General features: G+C 70.5%; 14 protein-coding genes. 10 read left to right on the top strand and 4 right to left on the bottom strand.

Annotated elements, in window-relative coordinates:
* Positions 1–82: 82 nt before the first annotated feature.
* From ABJI51_RS24840 to ABJI51_RS24825, 4 genes are read left to right on the top strand one after another with little or no spacing between them, the layout of a single operon-like run.
* The gene (locus ABJI51_RS24840; RefSeq protein ID WP_431605660.1) at positions 83–1,099 is read left to right on the top strand and encodes a D-isomer specific 2-hydroxyacid dehydrogenase family protein; all 1,017 of its coding nucleotides are present in this window, start codon (positions 83–85) and stop codon (positions 1,097–1,099) included.
* The gene (vanA, locus tag ABJI51_RS24835; RefSeq protein WP_348953804.1) at positions 1,092–2,126 is read left to right on the top strand and encodes a D-alanine--(R)-lactate ligase; all 1,035 of its coding nucleotides are present in this window, start codon (positions 1,092–1,094) and stop codon (positions 2,124–2,126) included. Before ABJI51_RS24840 ends, vanA begins: the two co-directional genes overlap by 8 nt.
* A gap of 2 nt (positions 2,127–2,128) precedes the next feature.
* Positions 2,129–2,737 carry a D-Ala-D-Ala dipeptidase VanX gene (gene vanX, locus ABJI51_RS24830; RefSeq protein WP_348953803.1) on the top strand — a complete coding sequence of 203 codons (609 nt, stop codon included), beginning with the start codon at positions 2,129–2,131 and terminating at the stop codon, positions 2,735–2,737.
* Entirely contained in the window at positions 2,734–3,180 is a 447-nt protein-coding gene (locus ABJI51_RS24825; RefSeq protein ID WP_348953802.1) for a GNAT family N-acetyltransferase, read from the top strand. Before vanX ends, ABJI51_RS24825 begins: the two co-directional genes overlap by 4 nt.
* Here the strand turns inward: ABJI51_RS24825 and ABJI51_RS24820 are convergent.
* Positions 3,158–4,231: a sensor histidine kinase gene (locus tag ABJI51_RS24820; protein WP_348953801.1), complete on the bottom strand. Its 1,074-nt coding sequence runs from the start codon at positions 4,229–4,231 to the stop codon at positions 3,158–3,160. The genes ABJI51_RS24825 and ABJI51_RS24820 overlap by 23 nt on opposite strands.
* Positions 4,224–4,904 carry a response regulator transcription factor gene (locus ABJI51_RS24815; protein WP_348953800.1) on the bottom strand — a complete coding sequence of 227 codons (681 nt, stop codon included), beginning with the start codon at positions 4,902–4,904 and terminating at the stop codon, positions 4,224–4,226. Before ABJI51_RS24815 ends, ABJI51_RS24820 begins: the two co-directional genes overlap by 8 nt.
* Positions 4,905–4,990: 86 nt before the next feature.
* Here ABJI51_RS24815 and ABJI51_RS24810 point away from each other — a divergent pair, with 86 nt between their 5' ends.
* Positions 4,991–5,458 (top strand): M15 family metallopeptidase, encoded by a 468-nt coding sequence (locus ABJI51_RS24810; RefSeq protein ID WP_348953799.1) that lies wholly within the window; start codon positions 4,991–4,993, stop codon positions 5,456–5,458.
* Between the two features lie 48 nt (positions 5,459–5,506).
* Here ABJI51_RS24810 and ABJI51_RS24805 read toward each other — a convergent pair whose 3' ends face one another.
* Complete coding sequence (locus ABJI51_RS24805; RefSeq protein WP_348953798.1) at positions 5,507–5,983, bottom strand: DUF2690 domain-containing protein; 477 nt, start codon at positions 5,981–5,983, stop codon at positions 5,507–5,509.
* Between the two features lie 220 nt (positions 5,984–6,203).
* Between ABJI51_RS24805 and ABJI51_RS24800 the strand changes: the two genes are divergently transcribed.
* The 4 genes from ABJI51_RS24800 (at position 6,204) to ABJI51_RS24785 (ending at position 14,259) form a co-directional block, all read left to right on the top strand.
* Complete coding sequence (locus ABJI51_RS24800; RefSeq protein WP_348953797.1) at positions 6,204–12,806, top strand: RHS repeat-associated core domain-containing protein; 6,603 nt, start codon at positions 6,204–6,206, stop codon at positions 12,804–12,806.
* Position 12,807: 1 nt separating this feature from the next.
* Positions 12,808–13,107 (top strand): hypothetical protein, encoded by a 300-nt coding sequence (locus tag ABJI51_RS24795; protein WP_348953796.1) that lies wholly within the window; start codon positions 12,808–12,810, stop codon positions 13,105–13,107.
* A gap of 120 nt (positions 13,108–13,227) precedes the next feature.
* Positions 13,228–13,890, top strand: coding sequence for a lytic polysaccharide monooxygenase auxiliary activity family 9 protein (locus ABJI51_RS24790; protein ID WP_348953795.1), 663 nt, complete (start codon positions 13,228–13,230; stop codon positions 13,888–13,890).
* A 69-nt stretch (positions 13,891–13,959) separates the two neighbouring features.
* Positions 13,960–14,259 (top strand): hypothetical protein, encoded by a 300-nt coding sequence (locus ABJI51_RS24785; protein WP_348953794.1) that lies wholly within the window; start codon positions 13,960–13,962, stop codon positions 14,257–14,259.
* A gap of 4 nt (positions 14,260–14,263) precedes the next feature.
* Here the strand turns inward: ABJI51_RS24785 and ABJI51_RS24780 are convergent, their stop codons facing one another.
* Positions 14,264–14,824: a hypothetical protein gene (locus tag ABJI51_RS24780; RefSeq protein ID WP_348953793.1), complete on the bottom strand. Its 561-nt coding sequence runs from the start codon at positions 14,822–14,824 to the stop codon at positions 14,264–14,266.
* Positions 14,825–15,000: 176 nt separating this feature from the next.
* On the opposite strand from ABJI51_RS24780, the gene ABJI51_RS24775 reads away from it, so the two are divergent.
* Positions 15,001–16,080, top strand: a complete 1,080-nt coding sequence (locus ABJI51_RS24775) for an epoxide hydrolase family protein (protein ID WP_348953792.1) — start codon at positions 15,001–15,003, stop codon at positions 16,078–16,080.
* Positions 16,081–16,103: the final 23 nt, after the last annotated feature.

The following is a 16,103-nucleotide window of genomic DNA, read 5'->3' as shown; positions in this document are numbered from 1 at the left end:
GCGGCTTCCTCCGGCCACATATCGCCCGTATATCGGAAACCGCATACGGGCCCGCAACATGCTCCCGTCTTGACTCGGGGGTATGACCGACAGCGAACCAGCGCGCCCCGGGGGCCGGGTGCTGGTGGACTTTCCCGGCACCGGGATCACCGTCTACGGGTGCGGCCCTGACGAGGCCGGCCTCTTCCGGGAGATGGCTTCCCGGTGCGGTGTCGCCGCGACCATCACCGAAGCCGGCGTCACCGAGGACAATGCCGTGCTCGCCGTCGGGAACCGGTGTGTCAGTGTCGGGCACAAGCACCGGATCACCAACGCGACCCTGCGGGCTCTCGGCAAAGCCGGTGTCGAATACATCTCCACGCGGAGCATCGGGTGCAACCACATCGATGTCGAATACGCCGCGAGTGTCGGCATTGTCGTGGAAAACGTCAGCTATTCGCCCGACAGCGTGGCCGACTACACCCTGATGCTCATGCTGATGACGCTGCGGGATGCGAAATCCGTGCTGCGGCGGACGGATGCCCACGACTACCGGCTCAGTGCCGTGCGCGGGAAAGAACTGCGGGATCTGACCGTCGGGGTCGTCGGTACCGGGCGGATCGGTGTTGCCGTCATGGATCGGCTGCGGGGGTTCAGGTGCCGGGTGCTTGCCCATGACAGCCGGCCGCGGAACTCCGCCGACTATGTTCCGCTCGACGAACTGCTGCAACTGAGCGACATCGTCACCCTGCACACCCCGCTCACGCCCGAAACGCACCACCTCCTCGACCGGTTCCGGATCGCGCAGCTGAAGCCCGGCGCCGTCGTCGTCAACACCGGGCGTGGTCCGCTCGTCGACACCGAAGCCCTCGTCGCCGCGCTGGAAAGCGGGCGGCTCGGGGGTGCCGCGCTGGATGTCGTCGAAGGGGAAGAAGGGGTCTTCTACGCCGACTGCCGCCGGAAACTGCCGGAAAGCAGCCTGATCGCGCGGCTGCAGGAAATGCCGAACGTGCTCATCAGCCCGCACACCGCCTACTACACCGACCACGCCCTGCGTGACACCGTCGAAAACAGCCTCCTCAACTGCCTGAACTTCGAAAGCGGGAACCAGCATGGCTAAACTGAAGATCGCGATCCTCTTCGGAGGCTCTTCCGAAGAACACCCCGTCTCCGTCAAGTCGGCGCAGGAAATCGCGCGGCACGTCGACACCGAAAAGTACCAGCCGTACTACGTCGGGATCACGATGAGCGGGGCCTGGAAACTCTGCGACGGACCGGCCACCGACTGGGAGACCGGTCCCTGCCGCCCCGCCGTGCTCTCCCCCGACAGCAGCGTCCACGGCCTACTCGTCTTCGACGAGGGCCGGTACGAAACGATCGGCCTGGACGTCGTGCTGCCCGTGCTGCACGGCAAGTCCGGTGAGGACGGTGCCATCCAGGGTCTGCTGGAGCTGTCCGGCATTCCCTACGTCGGGTGCGGCATCGCCAGTTCCGCGCTGTGCATGGACAAGTCGCTCGCCTACGTCGTCGCCGCGAACGCCGGGATCGCCACACCGGAGTTCCGGATCCTCGACGGCGACGAGAAGGCCGATCCCGCGGACTTCACCTATCCCGTCTTCGTCAAGCCCGCCCGGTCCGGGTCGTCCTTCGGCGTCAGCAAGGTCTCCCGCGGGGAAGAGCTGGCGGAGGCCGTCGCGGTCGCCCGGCAGTACGACTCGAAGGTTCTCGTCGAAGCCGCCGTCCAGGCCGCCGAAATCGGCTGTGCCGTGCTGGGCAACGACCCGGACCTGACGGTCGGCGAGGTGGACCGGGTTGCGCTGTCGCACGGCTTCTTCCGGATCCACCAGGAGGAGAACCCCGAGAGTGGCTCGGAGAACGCGACGTTCGTCGTGCCCGCCGACATTCCGCCGGAGCAGCGCGCGCTCGTCCAGGAGACGGCGAAGGCGATCTACCGCGCGCTGGGCTGCCGTGGACTGTCGCGGGTGGACATGTTCCTCACCGAGGACGGCCGGGTGATCCTCAACGAGGTCAACACCCTGCCGGGCATGACCTCCTACAGCCGCTACCCCCGGATGATGACCGCCGCCGGCATCGGTCCGTCCGAAATGGTCGACCGGCTGGTCGCGGCGGCGCTGGCGGAGAAGTGACGATGAACGACGACTTCGTCTTCGTCGACGAGTTCGTCCCCGGCCTCCGCTGGGACGCCAAGTACGCCACCTGGGACAACTTCACCGGCAAGCCGGTGGACGGCTACCTCGCCAACCGGGTGATCGGCACGCGGGCGCTGTGCGCGGCGCTGGAACGGGCACAGGAGAAGGCCGAGACGCTCGGCTTCGGCCTTCTCCTGTGGGACGGCTACCGCCCGCAGCGTGCCGTCGACTGCTTCCTGCGCTGGGCGCAGGAACCGGAGGACGGCCGGACCAAGGCACGCCACTACCCGCGGATCGACCGGGCGGAGATGTTCGAGAAGGGTTATGTGGCCACCAGGTCCGGGCACAGCCGGGGCAGCACCGTCGACCTGACGCTCTACCACCTGGCCACCGGCGAGCTCGCCGCGATGGGCGGGCACCACGACCTGATGGACCCGGTGTCCCACCACGGCGCGAGCGGGATCACCCCGGCCGAAGCGGCCAACCGACGGCACCTGTGCTCCATCATGGAGTCCTGCGGGTTCCGCCGGTACGACCGCGAATGGTGGCACTACACGCTCAGCGGCGAGCCCTATCCGGACACCTACTTCGACTTCCCCGTCGCATGACCACCGTCCGCCCGGCCCGCGCCACCGACGTGCCCCGGCTGACCGTGTTGCTGGCCCAGCTCGGCTACCCGAGCGAACCCGACGCGGTGGCCGCGCGACTGGTGTCCGTTGTGGACGGTGCCACCCGTGCGGTGCTCGTCGCGGTGAACGGATCCCGTGTGGACGGTTTCGTCACCGTCGAGCGGCGGCTGGTGCTGCACGACGACGCCCTCGGCGAGATCACCGGGCTGGTCGTCGACACCGCCGCCCGCCGCTCCGGCGTCGGCCGCGTCCTGGTGGCCGCCGCCGAAGCGTGGCTGGCCCGGCGCGGCCTGCGCACCGTCGTCGTCCGGTCGGACGTCACGCGCCCCGAATCGCACCGGTTCTACCAGGACATCGGCTTCCGGCGGACGAAGACGTCGCACACCTACCGCAAGGAGATCACGACGGCAGCCGCACGGTGACGCGGAGGCCGCCGCCGTCCCGGGGTTCGAGGGCGAGGGTGCCGTCGTGGGCGCGGACGATGCTCCGGACGATGGCCAGGCCCAGCCCGACGCCCGCCTGGTCGGTGCGGATGCGGCCGGTGCCGCGCCGGAACGGCTCGGCGAGCGTCGCGATCAGCTCGGGCGCCAGCGGCTCGCCGGTGTTTTCGACGGTGAGCCAAGCGGATCCGGCACCGGCCGACGTGGTGAGCCGCACGGTGCCGCCGTCCGGGACATTGTGGACGATCGCGTTGTGCAGCAGGTTGGTGGTCATCTGCAGCAGCAGTGCCGGTGAGCCGGACGCGGGCGCCACCTCCCCCGCGGTTTCCAGGCTGACGCCGCGTTTTTCCGCCAGCGGCAGCAGCGTTTCGGCGGCCTCTTCGGCCAGCAGCGACAGGTCGGTCTCCTCCGGGGTGAACGACCGCTGGTCGGCACGGCTGAGCAGGAGCAGCGCCTCGGTCAGCTCGATCGCCCTGGCGTTGACGACGTGGAGGCGCTCGACCAGCTCGGCGGGGTCGTGGCCGCGATCGCTGCGGGCGACGTCGAGCAGCGTCTGCATGACCGTCAGCGGGGTGCGCAGTTCGTGCGAGGCGTTGGCGGCGAACCGCTGCTGCTCGGCGACGAGCGCTTCCAGCTGCGCGAGCATGGTGTCGAAGGCGTCGGCGAGCTCGCGGAACTCGTCGTTGCGGCCCGGCAGCCGGATCCGGTGCGACAGCGAGCCGGTCGCGGCCGTGCGGGTGGCGGCGGTGATGCGGTTGAGCGGGGCGAGCATCCGGCCGGCCAGGAACCAGCCCCCGGACAGGCCGAAGACCAGCAGGAACAGCAGCACCGCGACCGCGGCGGGCGCGAAGGCCCGGATCAGCTCCCGGCCCGGCGGGGAGATCACCACGCCCAGGGTTTCCCGCCCCAGCTGCTGGTAGGCCAGCAGGAACACGCCCATGGCGGCGAGCAGCAGGACCCCGGCGAGCATGACGAACCCGGTGTAGCTGAGGGTGAGCTTGAGGCGGACGCTCAGCCCGGGCCGCCTAGCCACGGCCGTCCCCCGGCGCGACGTCGATGCGGTAGCCGACGCCTGCCACGGTGGCGATCACCCACGGCTCGCCGAGCCGCTTGCGCAGGGCCGAGACGGTGATCCGCACGGCGTTGGTGAACGGGTCGGCGTTCTCGTCCCACGCCCGTTCCAGCAGCTCTTCGGCGCTGACGACGCCGCCTTCGGCCGCGACCAGGACTTCGAGCACGGCGAACTGCTTCCTGGTCAGCGCGACGTACCGGCCGTCCCGGTAGACCTCGCGGCGGAACGGGTCCAGCCGCAGCCCGGCCAGCTCCCGCACCGGCGGCCGGTTGTGCGCGCGCCTGCGGTCGAGCGCGCGCAGCCGGAGCACGAGTTCCCGCAGCTCGAACGGCTTGGTGAGGTAGTCGTCGGCGCCGAGTTCGAACCCGCTGGCCTTGTCGTCGAGCCGGTCGGCGGCGGTGAGCATGAGGATCGGCATGCCGCTGCCGGAGGCGACGATCCGCGCGGCGATCTCGTCGCCCGACGGGCCGGGGATGTCGCGGTCGAGGACGGCGATGTCGTAGGCGTTGACGCTCAGCAGTTCCAGGGCGGTGTCGCCGTCGCCGGCGATGTCGGCCGCGATCGCGGCCAGGCGCAGCCCGTCGCGGATGCCTTCGGCCAGATAGGGTTCGTCCTCGACGATCAGCACGCGCACCCGTTCGATCCTACGAGCCGGGGATATCGCGGGCATATCGGAAACGCGATACGGGCTCGCAATGGCCCGCTGCCTTGACTGGTGGTATGACCGACAGTGAAGGCACGAAACACGGCGCCGTTCCCGACGGCACGACGGTCTTCGACGACGGCGTCCCTGCCGTGGCCAACTTGGATCCGGCCCTGCTCACGGCCCTGCGCCAGGCGGCGAAGGCCGCGGCGGACGACGGCGTCGAATTCGTCGTCAACGGCGGCTGGCGTTCCCCGGAGTACCAGGCCCGGCTCCTCGCCGGCGCGATTTCCCGCTACGGGTCGGAAAGGGAAGCGGCCCGCTGGGTGGCCACCCCGGAGACGTCCCCGCACGTGTCGGGAAACGCGGTCGACATCGGCCCGCCAGCGGCCCGGACATGGTTGTCCCGCCACGGCGCGGCCTATGGGCTGTGCCAGATCTTCCGGAACGAGCCGTGGCACTACGAACTGCGGCCCGAAGCCATCGAGCACGGGTGCCCGCCGATGTACGCCGACCCGTCGCAGGATCCACGGATGCGGCGGTGACCGGAGCCCGCCGAGCCCACCCCCAGGCCGCTCGGCGGGCCCGCGCGCTCAGCCCATGCTCGTGACGTGCCAGTCGGTGCATTCGTACGCGTCGGACGAGTGGCAGGAGCGGACCAGCGCGTTGGTCGTCATCGGCGTCCACACCGCGTCGCAGGGGACGCCGGTGCCGTTGTACCAGCAGTTCCCCGACACCCGGGTCTCGTAGTACGAGCTGTCGCTCGACGCCTGCGTCCACGCGGTGTAGTCGCGGTTGTTGCGGGCCGGGGTGATGCGGGTCCAGTACGCCCCGCAGTCCGGGGAGAACCGCAGCTCGACGTACGAACCCCAGTGAGCCGTGAAGCTGTCGAGCGTGTACGCGCCGGACGAACAGCCGGACGCCTGCGGGTCCAGGCCGCGGCAGCCGGCGTGTGAGCAGCTCGCCGTGGTGCTCGCGGAGGCCACGCCCGTCGTGGCCGTTCCGAGCGAAAGCGTCGTGACGAGCAGGGCCAGAATCCCGAAAGCCCGGGCGAGCAGCGATCTGTGCACGTTCGATCCCCTTTTCCGTGGTGCGTCGAGCGGGCCCAGCGTGCGGCCGGACGCCCTGGCGGTCAAGGGTTTCGGCCCTGGCTGAAACCGGTCGGGACGTTGTGCTGCGAGTCACGGCCGGGCATGGTGTTCCTCCCTCGAATGGGAGTTCCGCGGCGGCATTTTTTCCTTTACTGTCCGCTCCGCGCAGAAAGCGCCTCATGGGGACTTGGGGGATCGAATGCCTCGAAAATCCGCGCCCGCAGCACGTCCGAGATCCAGCTGGATCGCCGCCCTGCTGCCGGCCGTCCTGCTTGCCGCCGGGGTGTCGCCCGCCGAGGCGGCGCCCGCGCGCGCTGCCGCCGTCACGGCCAAGCCGGGCGGGACGGCCGCGGACTTCGGGCCCGGCGCGGCCGCTTCGGCGGACGTGCTGGTCGACGGCTTCGGCGACGGGGCCGGCTACCACCTGCAGGTCGCGCGGGAGAAGTCCGGGTTCGCCTGGCAGGACCTCGCCGTGCTGCGCCCGGCCGGGCTCGACGACGAGTCGTGGACGGGCTACCAGTGTGTCTCCGGCGACGGGAAGTTCGCCGCGGTGGCGATCCTGCCCCGCACCGCGGTCAACCTGAACACCGCGCGGGACCACGGGGCGTTCGCCTACTCCGTGGACCTGTCCTCCGGCGCGGTCCGCCCAGTCGCCGCCGGGGTCGGCCTGAAGTACCACTCGCCGGGCTGCGGCACCGGCGACGACGCGGTGTTCACCCTGAACCCGGGGACCGACCAGGCCAGAACCCAGCTGCTCACCGTGGACCTGCCCACCGGCAAGGTGCTTTCCAAGTCCACTGTGGACGGGCAGGTGACGTCGGCCGTGCCCACGGGCGAAGGCGTCGTCGGTGCGGCGGGCCCGACACTGGTCAAAGTGGACGGCAAGGGGAAGCTCCAGCGGATCGCGCAGCTCGACGGCGCCGCCTACGAGCTGCGGCCCGCCGCCGACGGCGGTGTCGACTTCCTGACCCTCCACAGTGGAGCACCGGCGGCGGGGATCCGGCACGCCAAGGACGGCCGGGTCACGAAGCTGGGCTCCGGTCCTGCCGCATCCCTGCGCCTGTTCCAGGGCCGCGCCGGACGCACCGTGGTCGGCGGCGCCGAGCGCGTCGAGCCGGGTACCGCGCTGGTCCAGGTCAAGACGGCGGCGCTGCCGAAGGGCGTGACGGCCGTTTCCCTCGACGGCGACGCCGCGATCGGCCCGGCCGCCGACCCGCTGCGCGCCGAGCCGGTCCTGCTGGCCACGAAGACCGGCGCCGTGCTGTCCCGCCCGCGGGCCGCGGCCAGGGCGGTCCCGGACACCTCGGTGGCGCAGTTCGTGCCCGAGGGCGCCGGGAAGGAACCCCGGCCCCGCGTGGGCAAGCCGGAGCCGAAGGGCGACACCGCACCCACCAAGACCACCCAGGCACAGCCCCAGGCCACCCAGGCGCAGACCCCGGCCTGCTCGGTGCCGCGGCTGGACCGCAACCGCCAGGTGCCGCAGCCGTCGCCGGAGCAGCTCAGCTGGGCCGTGCAGATGGCGCAGCAGAACCTGCTCACCGGCTCGCTCGGCCGCCCGGCCAACTTCGCCAACCTCGGCCTGAACCCCTATGCGTCCAATTCGGACTTCCCGAAGATCCCGCTGAAGCACCCGGACGGTGACACCTGGGACTCGGTGCCCCGCTCGGTGATGCAGGCGATCATGGCCCAGGAAAGCAACTACAGCCAGGCGTCCTGGCACGCGATCCCCGGCATGGCGGGCGGCCCGCTGGTCGCCGACTACTACGGCGCCCACGGCGACATCGTCTCCATCGACTACGGCTCCGCCGACTGCGGCTACGGCGTCACGCAGGTCACCACCGGCATGCGGGCGGGCGACAACAGCAGCTACTCCCCCAACGGGCAGACGAAGATCGCCGTCGACTACGAGGAGAACATCGCCGCCGGCCTGCAGATCCTCCAGTCGATCTGGAACCAGCTCTACGACGCGGGCATCACCGCCAACGGCGGCAACCCGCGCTACCTCGAGAACTGGTACCTCGCGGCGTGGGCGTACAACAGCGGCATCCAGCCGAACGCGGCCAACGGCAACACCACCGGCTGCACGCCCGGCCCGTCCTGCACCGGGCCGTCCGGCACCTGGGGGCTGGGCTGGACGAACAACCCGGCCAACCTCGACTACCCGCCGAACCGCCGTCCCTACCTGCAGGACACCTACGACGACGCCAAGCACCCGTCGAGCTGGCCGTACCAGGAACGGGTGATGGGCTGGATGGGCAGCCCGATCATCCGCGGCGGCGTGCGGGCGTTCGCCCCGCCGGACTACCGCGGCGGCGCGAACTGGCTGCGGATCCCGCCGACCACGACGTTCTGCTCGCCCGACAACCGCTGCGACCCGAACGCGACCAACCCCACCAACCCGGGCGCCAGCCACTGCATGCTCGACAGCTTCCAGTGCTGGTGGCACCAGCCGGTCACCTGGGTGAACAACTGCGCGGCGAACTGCGCGGTCAGCAGCTACAGCGTCGGCGCCGGGTCCACCGAGCCGCGGGTGGCCAACCCGCACCCGCCGACGTGCGCGCTCGACGGCAAGGTGCCCGACGCGGGCAACGGGCCGCCGATCATCGTCGACGAGCAGCCGAGCCCGCCGGTCAACCTGGCCGGCTGCGGCGCGGCGAACTGGTCCAACGGCGGCACCTTCGACTACGCCTACGGCACGAACTCCGCGGGCGACCCGATCGGCGCCGTCGACACCCACCAGCTGAGTTCCGGCTTCGGCGGCCGGATCCTGTTCACCCACACCGAAGACGGCAGCAACCCGGCGCTGATCAACACCGGCACCTGGACGCCGAACCTGCCGAAGCTGCAGTACTACAAGATCAAGATCCACATTCCCGCGCTCGGCGCGTCGGCGACCAACGTCGTCTACCAGATCAACCCCGGCGGCGGGGTGAGCCCGTGGAAGATCCGGGTCAACCAGCACTGGGACTCCGAGGAATGGGTCACCATCGGGACGTTCGCCATGCAGAACGGCGGCAACGTCCAGCTGTCCAACAAGAGCACCACTCTCCCGGGTGCCGGTGACCTGCTCTACAACTTCGACGTCGCCTACGACGCGGTCGCCTTCATCCCGATGGGCGGCACGCCGGGCGCGCCGATCGGCGGGCCGCCGGGCATCCAGGACGCCCCGAACGGCAGCAATCCCGCGTTCGTCCAATGTGGCTGCAGCAGGCGGACCGAAGGCGACCCGGTCGACACCGCGACCGGCTACTTCGGCGAGACGTTCACCGACCTGGCGACCCCGGGCCGCGGCGCACCGCTGAAGTTCACCCGCACGTACGCCTCCGCGCTGGCCGACCCGAACGGTCCCGGCAAGGCGCTGGCCGCCGACGGGCCGTTCGGCTGGGGCTGGACTTACTCGTACAACGCGAGCGCCAGGACCGACGGCGCCACCGGCAACGTCACGCTGCGCCAGGAGGACGGCTCGTCGGTCACGTTCCTGAACACCTCGGGCAGCTACGCGCCGTCGGCGCCGCGCTATGACGCGACCCTGGTGAAGTCCGGTTCGACGTACGTGTTCACCCGGCGCGGCAAGGACGTCTTCACCTTCGACGTGGCGACCGGACGGCTGCTCTCGCAGACCGACCTCGCCGGGACGAAGGCGAACCCGCCGTACGCGACCACGCTGGCCTACGACGGCGCCGGGCATCTGAGCACGATCACCGAGCCCGCCGGCCGCAAGTACACGCTGACCTGGACCGGCTCGCACATCACCGCGCTGGAGGACACCGCGGGCCGCAAGGTGACCTACGGCTACGACGCCGCGGGGAACCTGACCGACGTCTACGGCGTCGGCACCACCCGGACGCCGTCGCTCAAGGACGACGACCACACGGTGTTCGGCTACGCGCCGGACACGCACCTGATGACGACGCTGCGCACGCCGCGGCACTTCGGCAGCACCGCGACGCCGGTGCCGGTGACCACGAACGTCTACGACAGCGCCCAGCGGGTGAAGACCCAGACCGATCCCACCGGGCACACGACGACGTTCACCTACGGCCCCGACGGCGGGCTGCAGGCGGGCCAGACGCAGGTGACCGACCCGACCGGCCGCAAGACGCTCTACACCTACGCCAACGGCCTGCTGGTCTCCGAGACCAAGGGCGCGGGCGGGCCGGACGCCGGGACGTGGAGCTACACCTACGACCCGGTGACGCTCGGCGTGTCCACGCTGTCCGACCCGAACGGGCACACGCGGACGTTCAGCTACGACGACCACGGCAACCTCGTCTCGGCAGGCGACGCCAACGGGTTCACCACCGCGTTCGCCTACGACGACCACGGCAACCTGCTGACGTCGATCGACCCACGGGGGGTGCGCACCACCAACGGCTACGACGAGCCGGGCCACCTCCCGGCAGGCGCGGCGGGCGAGCGGGTGCTGACCTCGACCACGGTCGCGGGGCAGGACGCCGCGCGCAGGACCGAGTTCTTCCACGACGACGCGGCGCACCCGGCCGACCGCAGCCGGGTGCTCGACGCCGGCGGGAACACGACGACGCACGCCTACGACGCGTTCGGCAACGTCGTCGCCACGACCGACCCCGAAGGCGGGAAGCTGCAGTTCGGCTACGACACCGGGACGGGACGGGTGACGTCGATCGTCAGCCCGTCCGGGTCCGCGGCAGGCGTCGGCCCCGGCTGCGTGCCGCCCGCGAAGGGCTGTTCGGCCGTCCGGTACGACGCGCAGGGTCACGTCACCGGCACCACCGACCCGCTCGGGAACACGACGGCCACCGGGTTCGACGCCGACGGCAACAAGGTCTCCTACACCGACGAGCTGAAGAAGACGACGCAGTTCGCCTTCGACGCCACCGGCAGGCCGGTGAAGACGACCAGGCCGGACGGCACGACCGAGGTGCTCGAGTACCACCCGGACGGCACGGTCGCCGCGCAGGTCGACGGCCTGAACCGCCGGACGGTGTTCGGCTACGACGGCCAGGGACGACGCACCGTGGTCACCGACCCGGACAACCGGAGCACGACCACGAAGCTCGACGGCGTGGGCAATCCGCTGACGGTGACCGATCCGGCGGGCCGGGTCACGACCAACGGCTACGACGCCACCGACCACCTGACGTCGGTGTCGTACTCCGACGGCGTCACCCCGAAGGTCACCTACGGCTACAACGCCGCCGGGCAGCGGACGTCGATGACCGACGGCACCGGGACGACGACCTGGGACCTGAACGCGTTCGGCGAACCGGTCGGGATCACCCGCGGCTCCGGGGCGAAGATCGGGTACGAGTACGACAAGACGGGGCACCCGACGGCGATCACCTATCCCGGTGGCGCCGCACAGAAGGTGGTCCAGACCTTCGACAAGGCGGGCAGGCTCGCCACCGTCACCGACTGGAACGCCAACCGCACCGGGTTCGGCTACGGCCCGGACGGCGACCTGAAGACGACCACCTACCCCAACGGAACGGTGGTGACCAACGGGTTCGACGACAGCGGCACGCTCACGTCGTCGACGCTCAAGGCGGGCACGGCCACGCTGGCCTCGCTGACCTACGGCCGCGACGCGGCGCACAAGCTGTCGGGCTTGACGCCGTCCGGCCTGCCGGGCGCGGCGCAGACCTACGGCTACTCGCCGCGGGGACAGCTGGCGTCGGCGACGACCGGAGCGGCCACGGCACAGTACAAAGTGGACGCCGCGGACAACCCCGTCGGGCTCGGCGCGGCAACCCTGGCGTTCGACCCGGCGAACCAGCTGTGCTGGACGCTCCCGTCGGGCACGGTCGCGAACCCGGACTGCGCGGCCCCGCCGTCCGGCGCCACGAAGTACGAGTTCGACAGCCAGGGCAACCGGAAGAAGGCCACCCCGGCCACCGGCGCCGCCACGGCGTACGGGTACGACCAGGCGAACCGGCTCACTTCGGTGACCGGGCCGTCGAACGCCACCTACCGCTACGACGGTGACGGGCTGCGCACCGGCAAAACCGTGGGCACGGCGTCGACCGCGTTCACCTGGGGCGCGGGCCCGGTGCCGAACCTGCTCTCGGACGGCACGTCGAGCTACGTGTACGGCCCGAACGGCGCGCCGATCGCCCAGCTCGGGTCCGGCTCGACGCTCTGGTTCTTCCACGACCAGATCGGCTCGACGCGGGCACTGACCGACAACGCGGGCAAGATCGCGGGGACCTACTCCTACGCCGAGTACGGGGCGAGCACGCACGGCGGCACGGCGGCGACGCCGCTGCAGTACGCCGGCCAGTACACCGACGCCGAAACCGGTTTCGTGTACCTGCGTGCCCGCTTCTACGACCCGGCGACGGCGCAGTTCCTCACCGTGGACCCGCAGTTCGAGCAGACGGACTCGCGCTACGCCTACGCCGAGGGCGATCCGCTGAACAAGGTCGACCCGGACGGCAAGTGGGCCTTCCTGGCGGCACTGCTCGCCCCGGCGGCGGCGATCTCGCTGCTGGCGACCGCGGTGGCCGTGGTGATCGTGGTCGTGGTGGTGGTCGCCATCATCGACAAGGCGGTCGACTACTACGCGGCGAGCAGCAACCGGTCGAACGCCCACCAGCCGGTACCGCCGCCCACGTCCCTGCCGGGGCTGGGCAATCCCGCCCGCGTATCGCCCAAGAACGGCCGGGCGCGGTGGGAGGACAAGAAGAAGATCTATGAATGGGACTCGAAGAAGGGCGAGGTAGAGTGCTACCGCAAGAGCGACGAGGAGCACCTCGGCGGCTTCGACCCGGACACCGGTGACCAGACCAGCAAGCCGGTGAAGAACCGCCGCCCCGGGAGATGACGTGTGGCAGCTGTACGGGTTTCATGCCGATGAAACCCTGGCAGTCGAGCAGGACCTGAAGCACCTCACCGGCGCGCGCGCCGGTGAGGTGCTCGGCCTCGGCCCCGAGGTGGTCTACGACGGCGAGCACCGGGTCGACGGCGAGCAGGTCGCCCGCCTGACCGGGGCCGAGCCGCAGCCCGGCGTGTCGTACTACCTCGGATACCGCGTCACGTACCTGCCGATCTGGGAAACCGGCACCGAACCGCGGTTCTTCTGGCGGGACGGGAAACCGGTCGTCGCGGGGCCGGTCCGAAATTAACCGAAACCATCGCTCGACGTCTCGTTGAAGTTTGCCCGATTCGCGTATACCCTGAGGCGCACGCTGGGAGCGCTCCCAGATGGATCACCACCGCTCATCGCCGAGAATGGAGACCCATCCATGCGTATGCGCACTGCCGCCGGCTCCCCCGCCCGGCGGAGAAGCATCTTCGTCCTGATCGCCGCCGTGCTGGCCGGCCTGTTCGCCTGGGCCCCGCCCGCCTCGGCGCACGGCACCATCGTCGGCCCCGCCACCCGCGCCTACCAGTGCTGGAAGGACTGGGGCAGCCAGCACACGAACCCCGCGATGCAGCAGCAGGACCCGATGTGCTGGCAGGCCTTCCAGGCCAACGCCGACACGATGTGGAACTGGATGAGCGCACTGCGGGACGGCCTCAAGGGCAACTTCCAGGGCTCGACCCCCGACGGTCAGCTGTGCAGCAACGCACTGTCCCGCAACAACTCCCTGAACACCCCGGGCCCGTGGCGCACCACCAGCATCGGCAGCACGTTCTCGATGCACCTGTACGACCAGGCGAGTCACGGAGCCGACTACTTCCGGGTCTACGTCAGCAAGAACGGCTACGACCCGGCCACCCAGCGCCTCGGCTGGGGCAACCTGGACTTCATCACGCAGACCGGGAAGTACGCCCCCGCCAAGGACATCACGTTCACCGTCCAGACGTCCGGCGCCTACCGCGGCCACCACGTCGTGTTCACGATCTGGCAAGCGTCGCACCAGGACCAGACGTACATGTGGTGCAGTGACGTGAACTTCGGCTAGGTACCGGGGAAAGCGGCGGCGGGTGCGGTCCACGCACCCGCCGCTTCGCCGTTCGGTACGGTGCCCCACATGCCCCGAGACCACACCCGAGCCGCGGTTACGGCCCTCGGCGGCCTGCTGGTCGCGCTGGGGGTCGCCGCCGGGGGCGCACTGCTGCTGCTTTTCGCCCTGACCCGCGGTCAGCGCGACTGGACGGGCTCCGGAGGCACGTTCGCGGTGCTCGGCGCCGCGGCGGCGTGGACTGCGCTTGCCGGGACGGTGGCCGTCTGGACTGCCCGGCGTGCGGATGGCCGGATGCTGTTGCGGGCCGGGGTGCCCTGTCTTGTGCTCGGCGCCGCCCCTGCCGTGGCGTTCCTGCTGTGGCGCTGACCGGTCACCAGCAGTGGGCGGAGAAGTCGTCCAGCCGGGCCATCCTGAGCCGGCCCGGGCCGCCGCCGTGGAGGAACACGCGGTAGTCCAGCTGAGCGGTTCCGCCGAACGTCGACGCCGTCACCCCGAACGGCAGCTGCTGGTAGCCGCCGGCGTTGAGCCGGTACTCGGCATAGTTGCGGCGCCGCCAGTCGTAGACTCCGGAGCCGTCCGGGTCCAGGCCCCAGACCTCCAGCACCATGAACGTGTCGTCCGTGCTGGGCTTCGCGTAGATCTGCGCCGCGCACTGGCCTGCCGAGCGGGGGAAGAAGATGCTCCTGGCCAGCGCCGAACCACCGTTTTCCGCCAGCAGCCAGCCGTTGTTCGCGCCGGTGCGGGCCAGGCCACGGCCGATGTCGAAGCCGTTGCTCCCGTCACCCCACGGCACTCCGCCCCAGCGGTCCGCCGGATTGCCTTCGAAGCTGTCGTCGACCGTCGTGTCCGCGTGCGCCTGGCCGGCCAGCAGCCCCAGCGACGCCACCGCGGACAGCAGGACCGCTCCCAGCCGCCATGTCAGTCGTTTCAACGCCGTTCCCTCCTCCGGACGATCTTGGTGACTCCAGTGCACCAGGCAGCGGCCCGGTCCGGGCCCGGTCAAAGTGCGGCCGATCGGGCAGGAAAACGCACCCCGGCGCAGGTGTTGACCTCTACCTAACTCCAGGTTTTACAGTTGGTCTCACCAACGAATTCCCGGAGGTTCCCATGATCACCCCGTTCCGCATCGCCGTCCCCCAGGCCGACCTCGACGACCTCGCCGACCGTCTCGCCCGTACCCGCTGGCCCAACGAAGTCAGCGACGCCGGCTGGGACTACGGCTTCCCGCTCGCCCGGCTGCGGGAACTCGCCGAGTACTGGCGGACCGGCTACGACTGGCGCGCGCACGAGGCGAAACTCAACCAGCTGCCGCACTTCACCACCGAGATCGACGGCCAGAACGTCCACTTCGTGCACGTCCGGTCAGCCAACCCGGACGCGCTGGCGCTCGTTCTCACCCACGGCTGGCCCGGGTCGTTCCTGGAGTTCCTCGACGTGATCGAGCCCCTCTCACGGGACTTTCACCTGGTCATCCCGTCCATCCCGGGGTACGGCTTCTCCGGGCCGACCCACGAACGCGGCTGGGACAGCACGCGGATCGCGCGGGCGTGGGCCGAGCTGATGCACCGCCTGGGCTACGAGCGTTACGGTGCGCAGGGTGGTGACTTCGGTGCCGGCATCTCGCTGGCTCTCGGGGCGGTCGCGCCCGAGCACGTCGTCGGTGTGCACGTCAACTACCTGCCGACGCGGCCCGTCGAGGGTGTTGCACTGTCCGAATCGGACGAAGCGCGGGTGGACAAGGTGCGGCAGCTGATGGCGAACCGCCCGCCGTACCAGGCCTTGCAGGCACTCACGCCGCAGACGATCGGCTATGCCCTGACCGACTCGCCGGTGGCGCAGCTGGTCTGGATCGCCGAGCGCTTCGCCCACTGGACGGACCCGCGCTCGCCCATCGCCGACGAGAAGATCCTGACGAACGTCTCGCTGTACTGGCTGACCGCGACGGCGGCCTCCTCGGCGCGGCTGCACCACGACACCCCGCGGGGCACGGGTGCGCAGTGCCCGGTCCCGGTCGGGGTGGCGGTGTTCCCGCACGACATCACCCAGTCGGTCCGGCCGCTGGCCGAGCGGCTGTACGACATCCGGTACTGGTCGGAGTTCGACCGTGGCGGCCACTTCGCCGCGATGGAGGCGCCGGACCTGCTCGCCGGGGACGTCCGGGACTTCTTCCGCAAGCTCCACGCGTAACGGGGACAGGCCCGGCGACGGGC

Origin of the sequence: Amycolatopsis melonis (assembly GCF_040064235.1) — a bacterium.
Taxonomy (GTDB): domain Bacteria; phylum Actinomycetota; class Actinomycetes; order Mycobacteriales; family Pseudonocardiaceae; genus Amycolatopsis; species Amycolatopsis melonis.
Note: the sequence above shows the minus strand (reverse complement) of the source record. Positions and strands in the feature narration are given on the sequence as shown.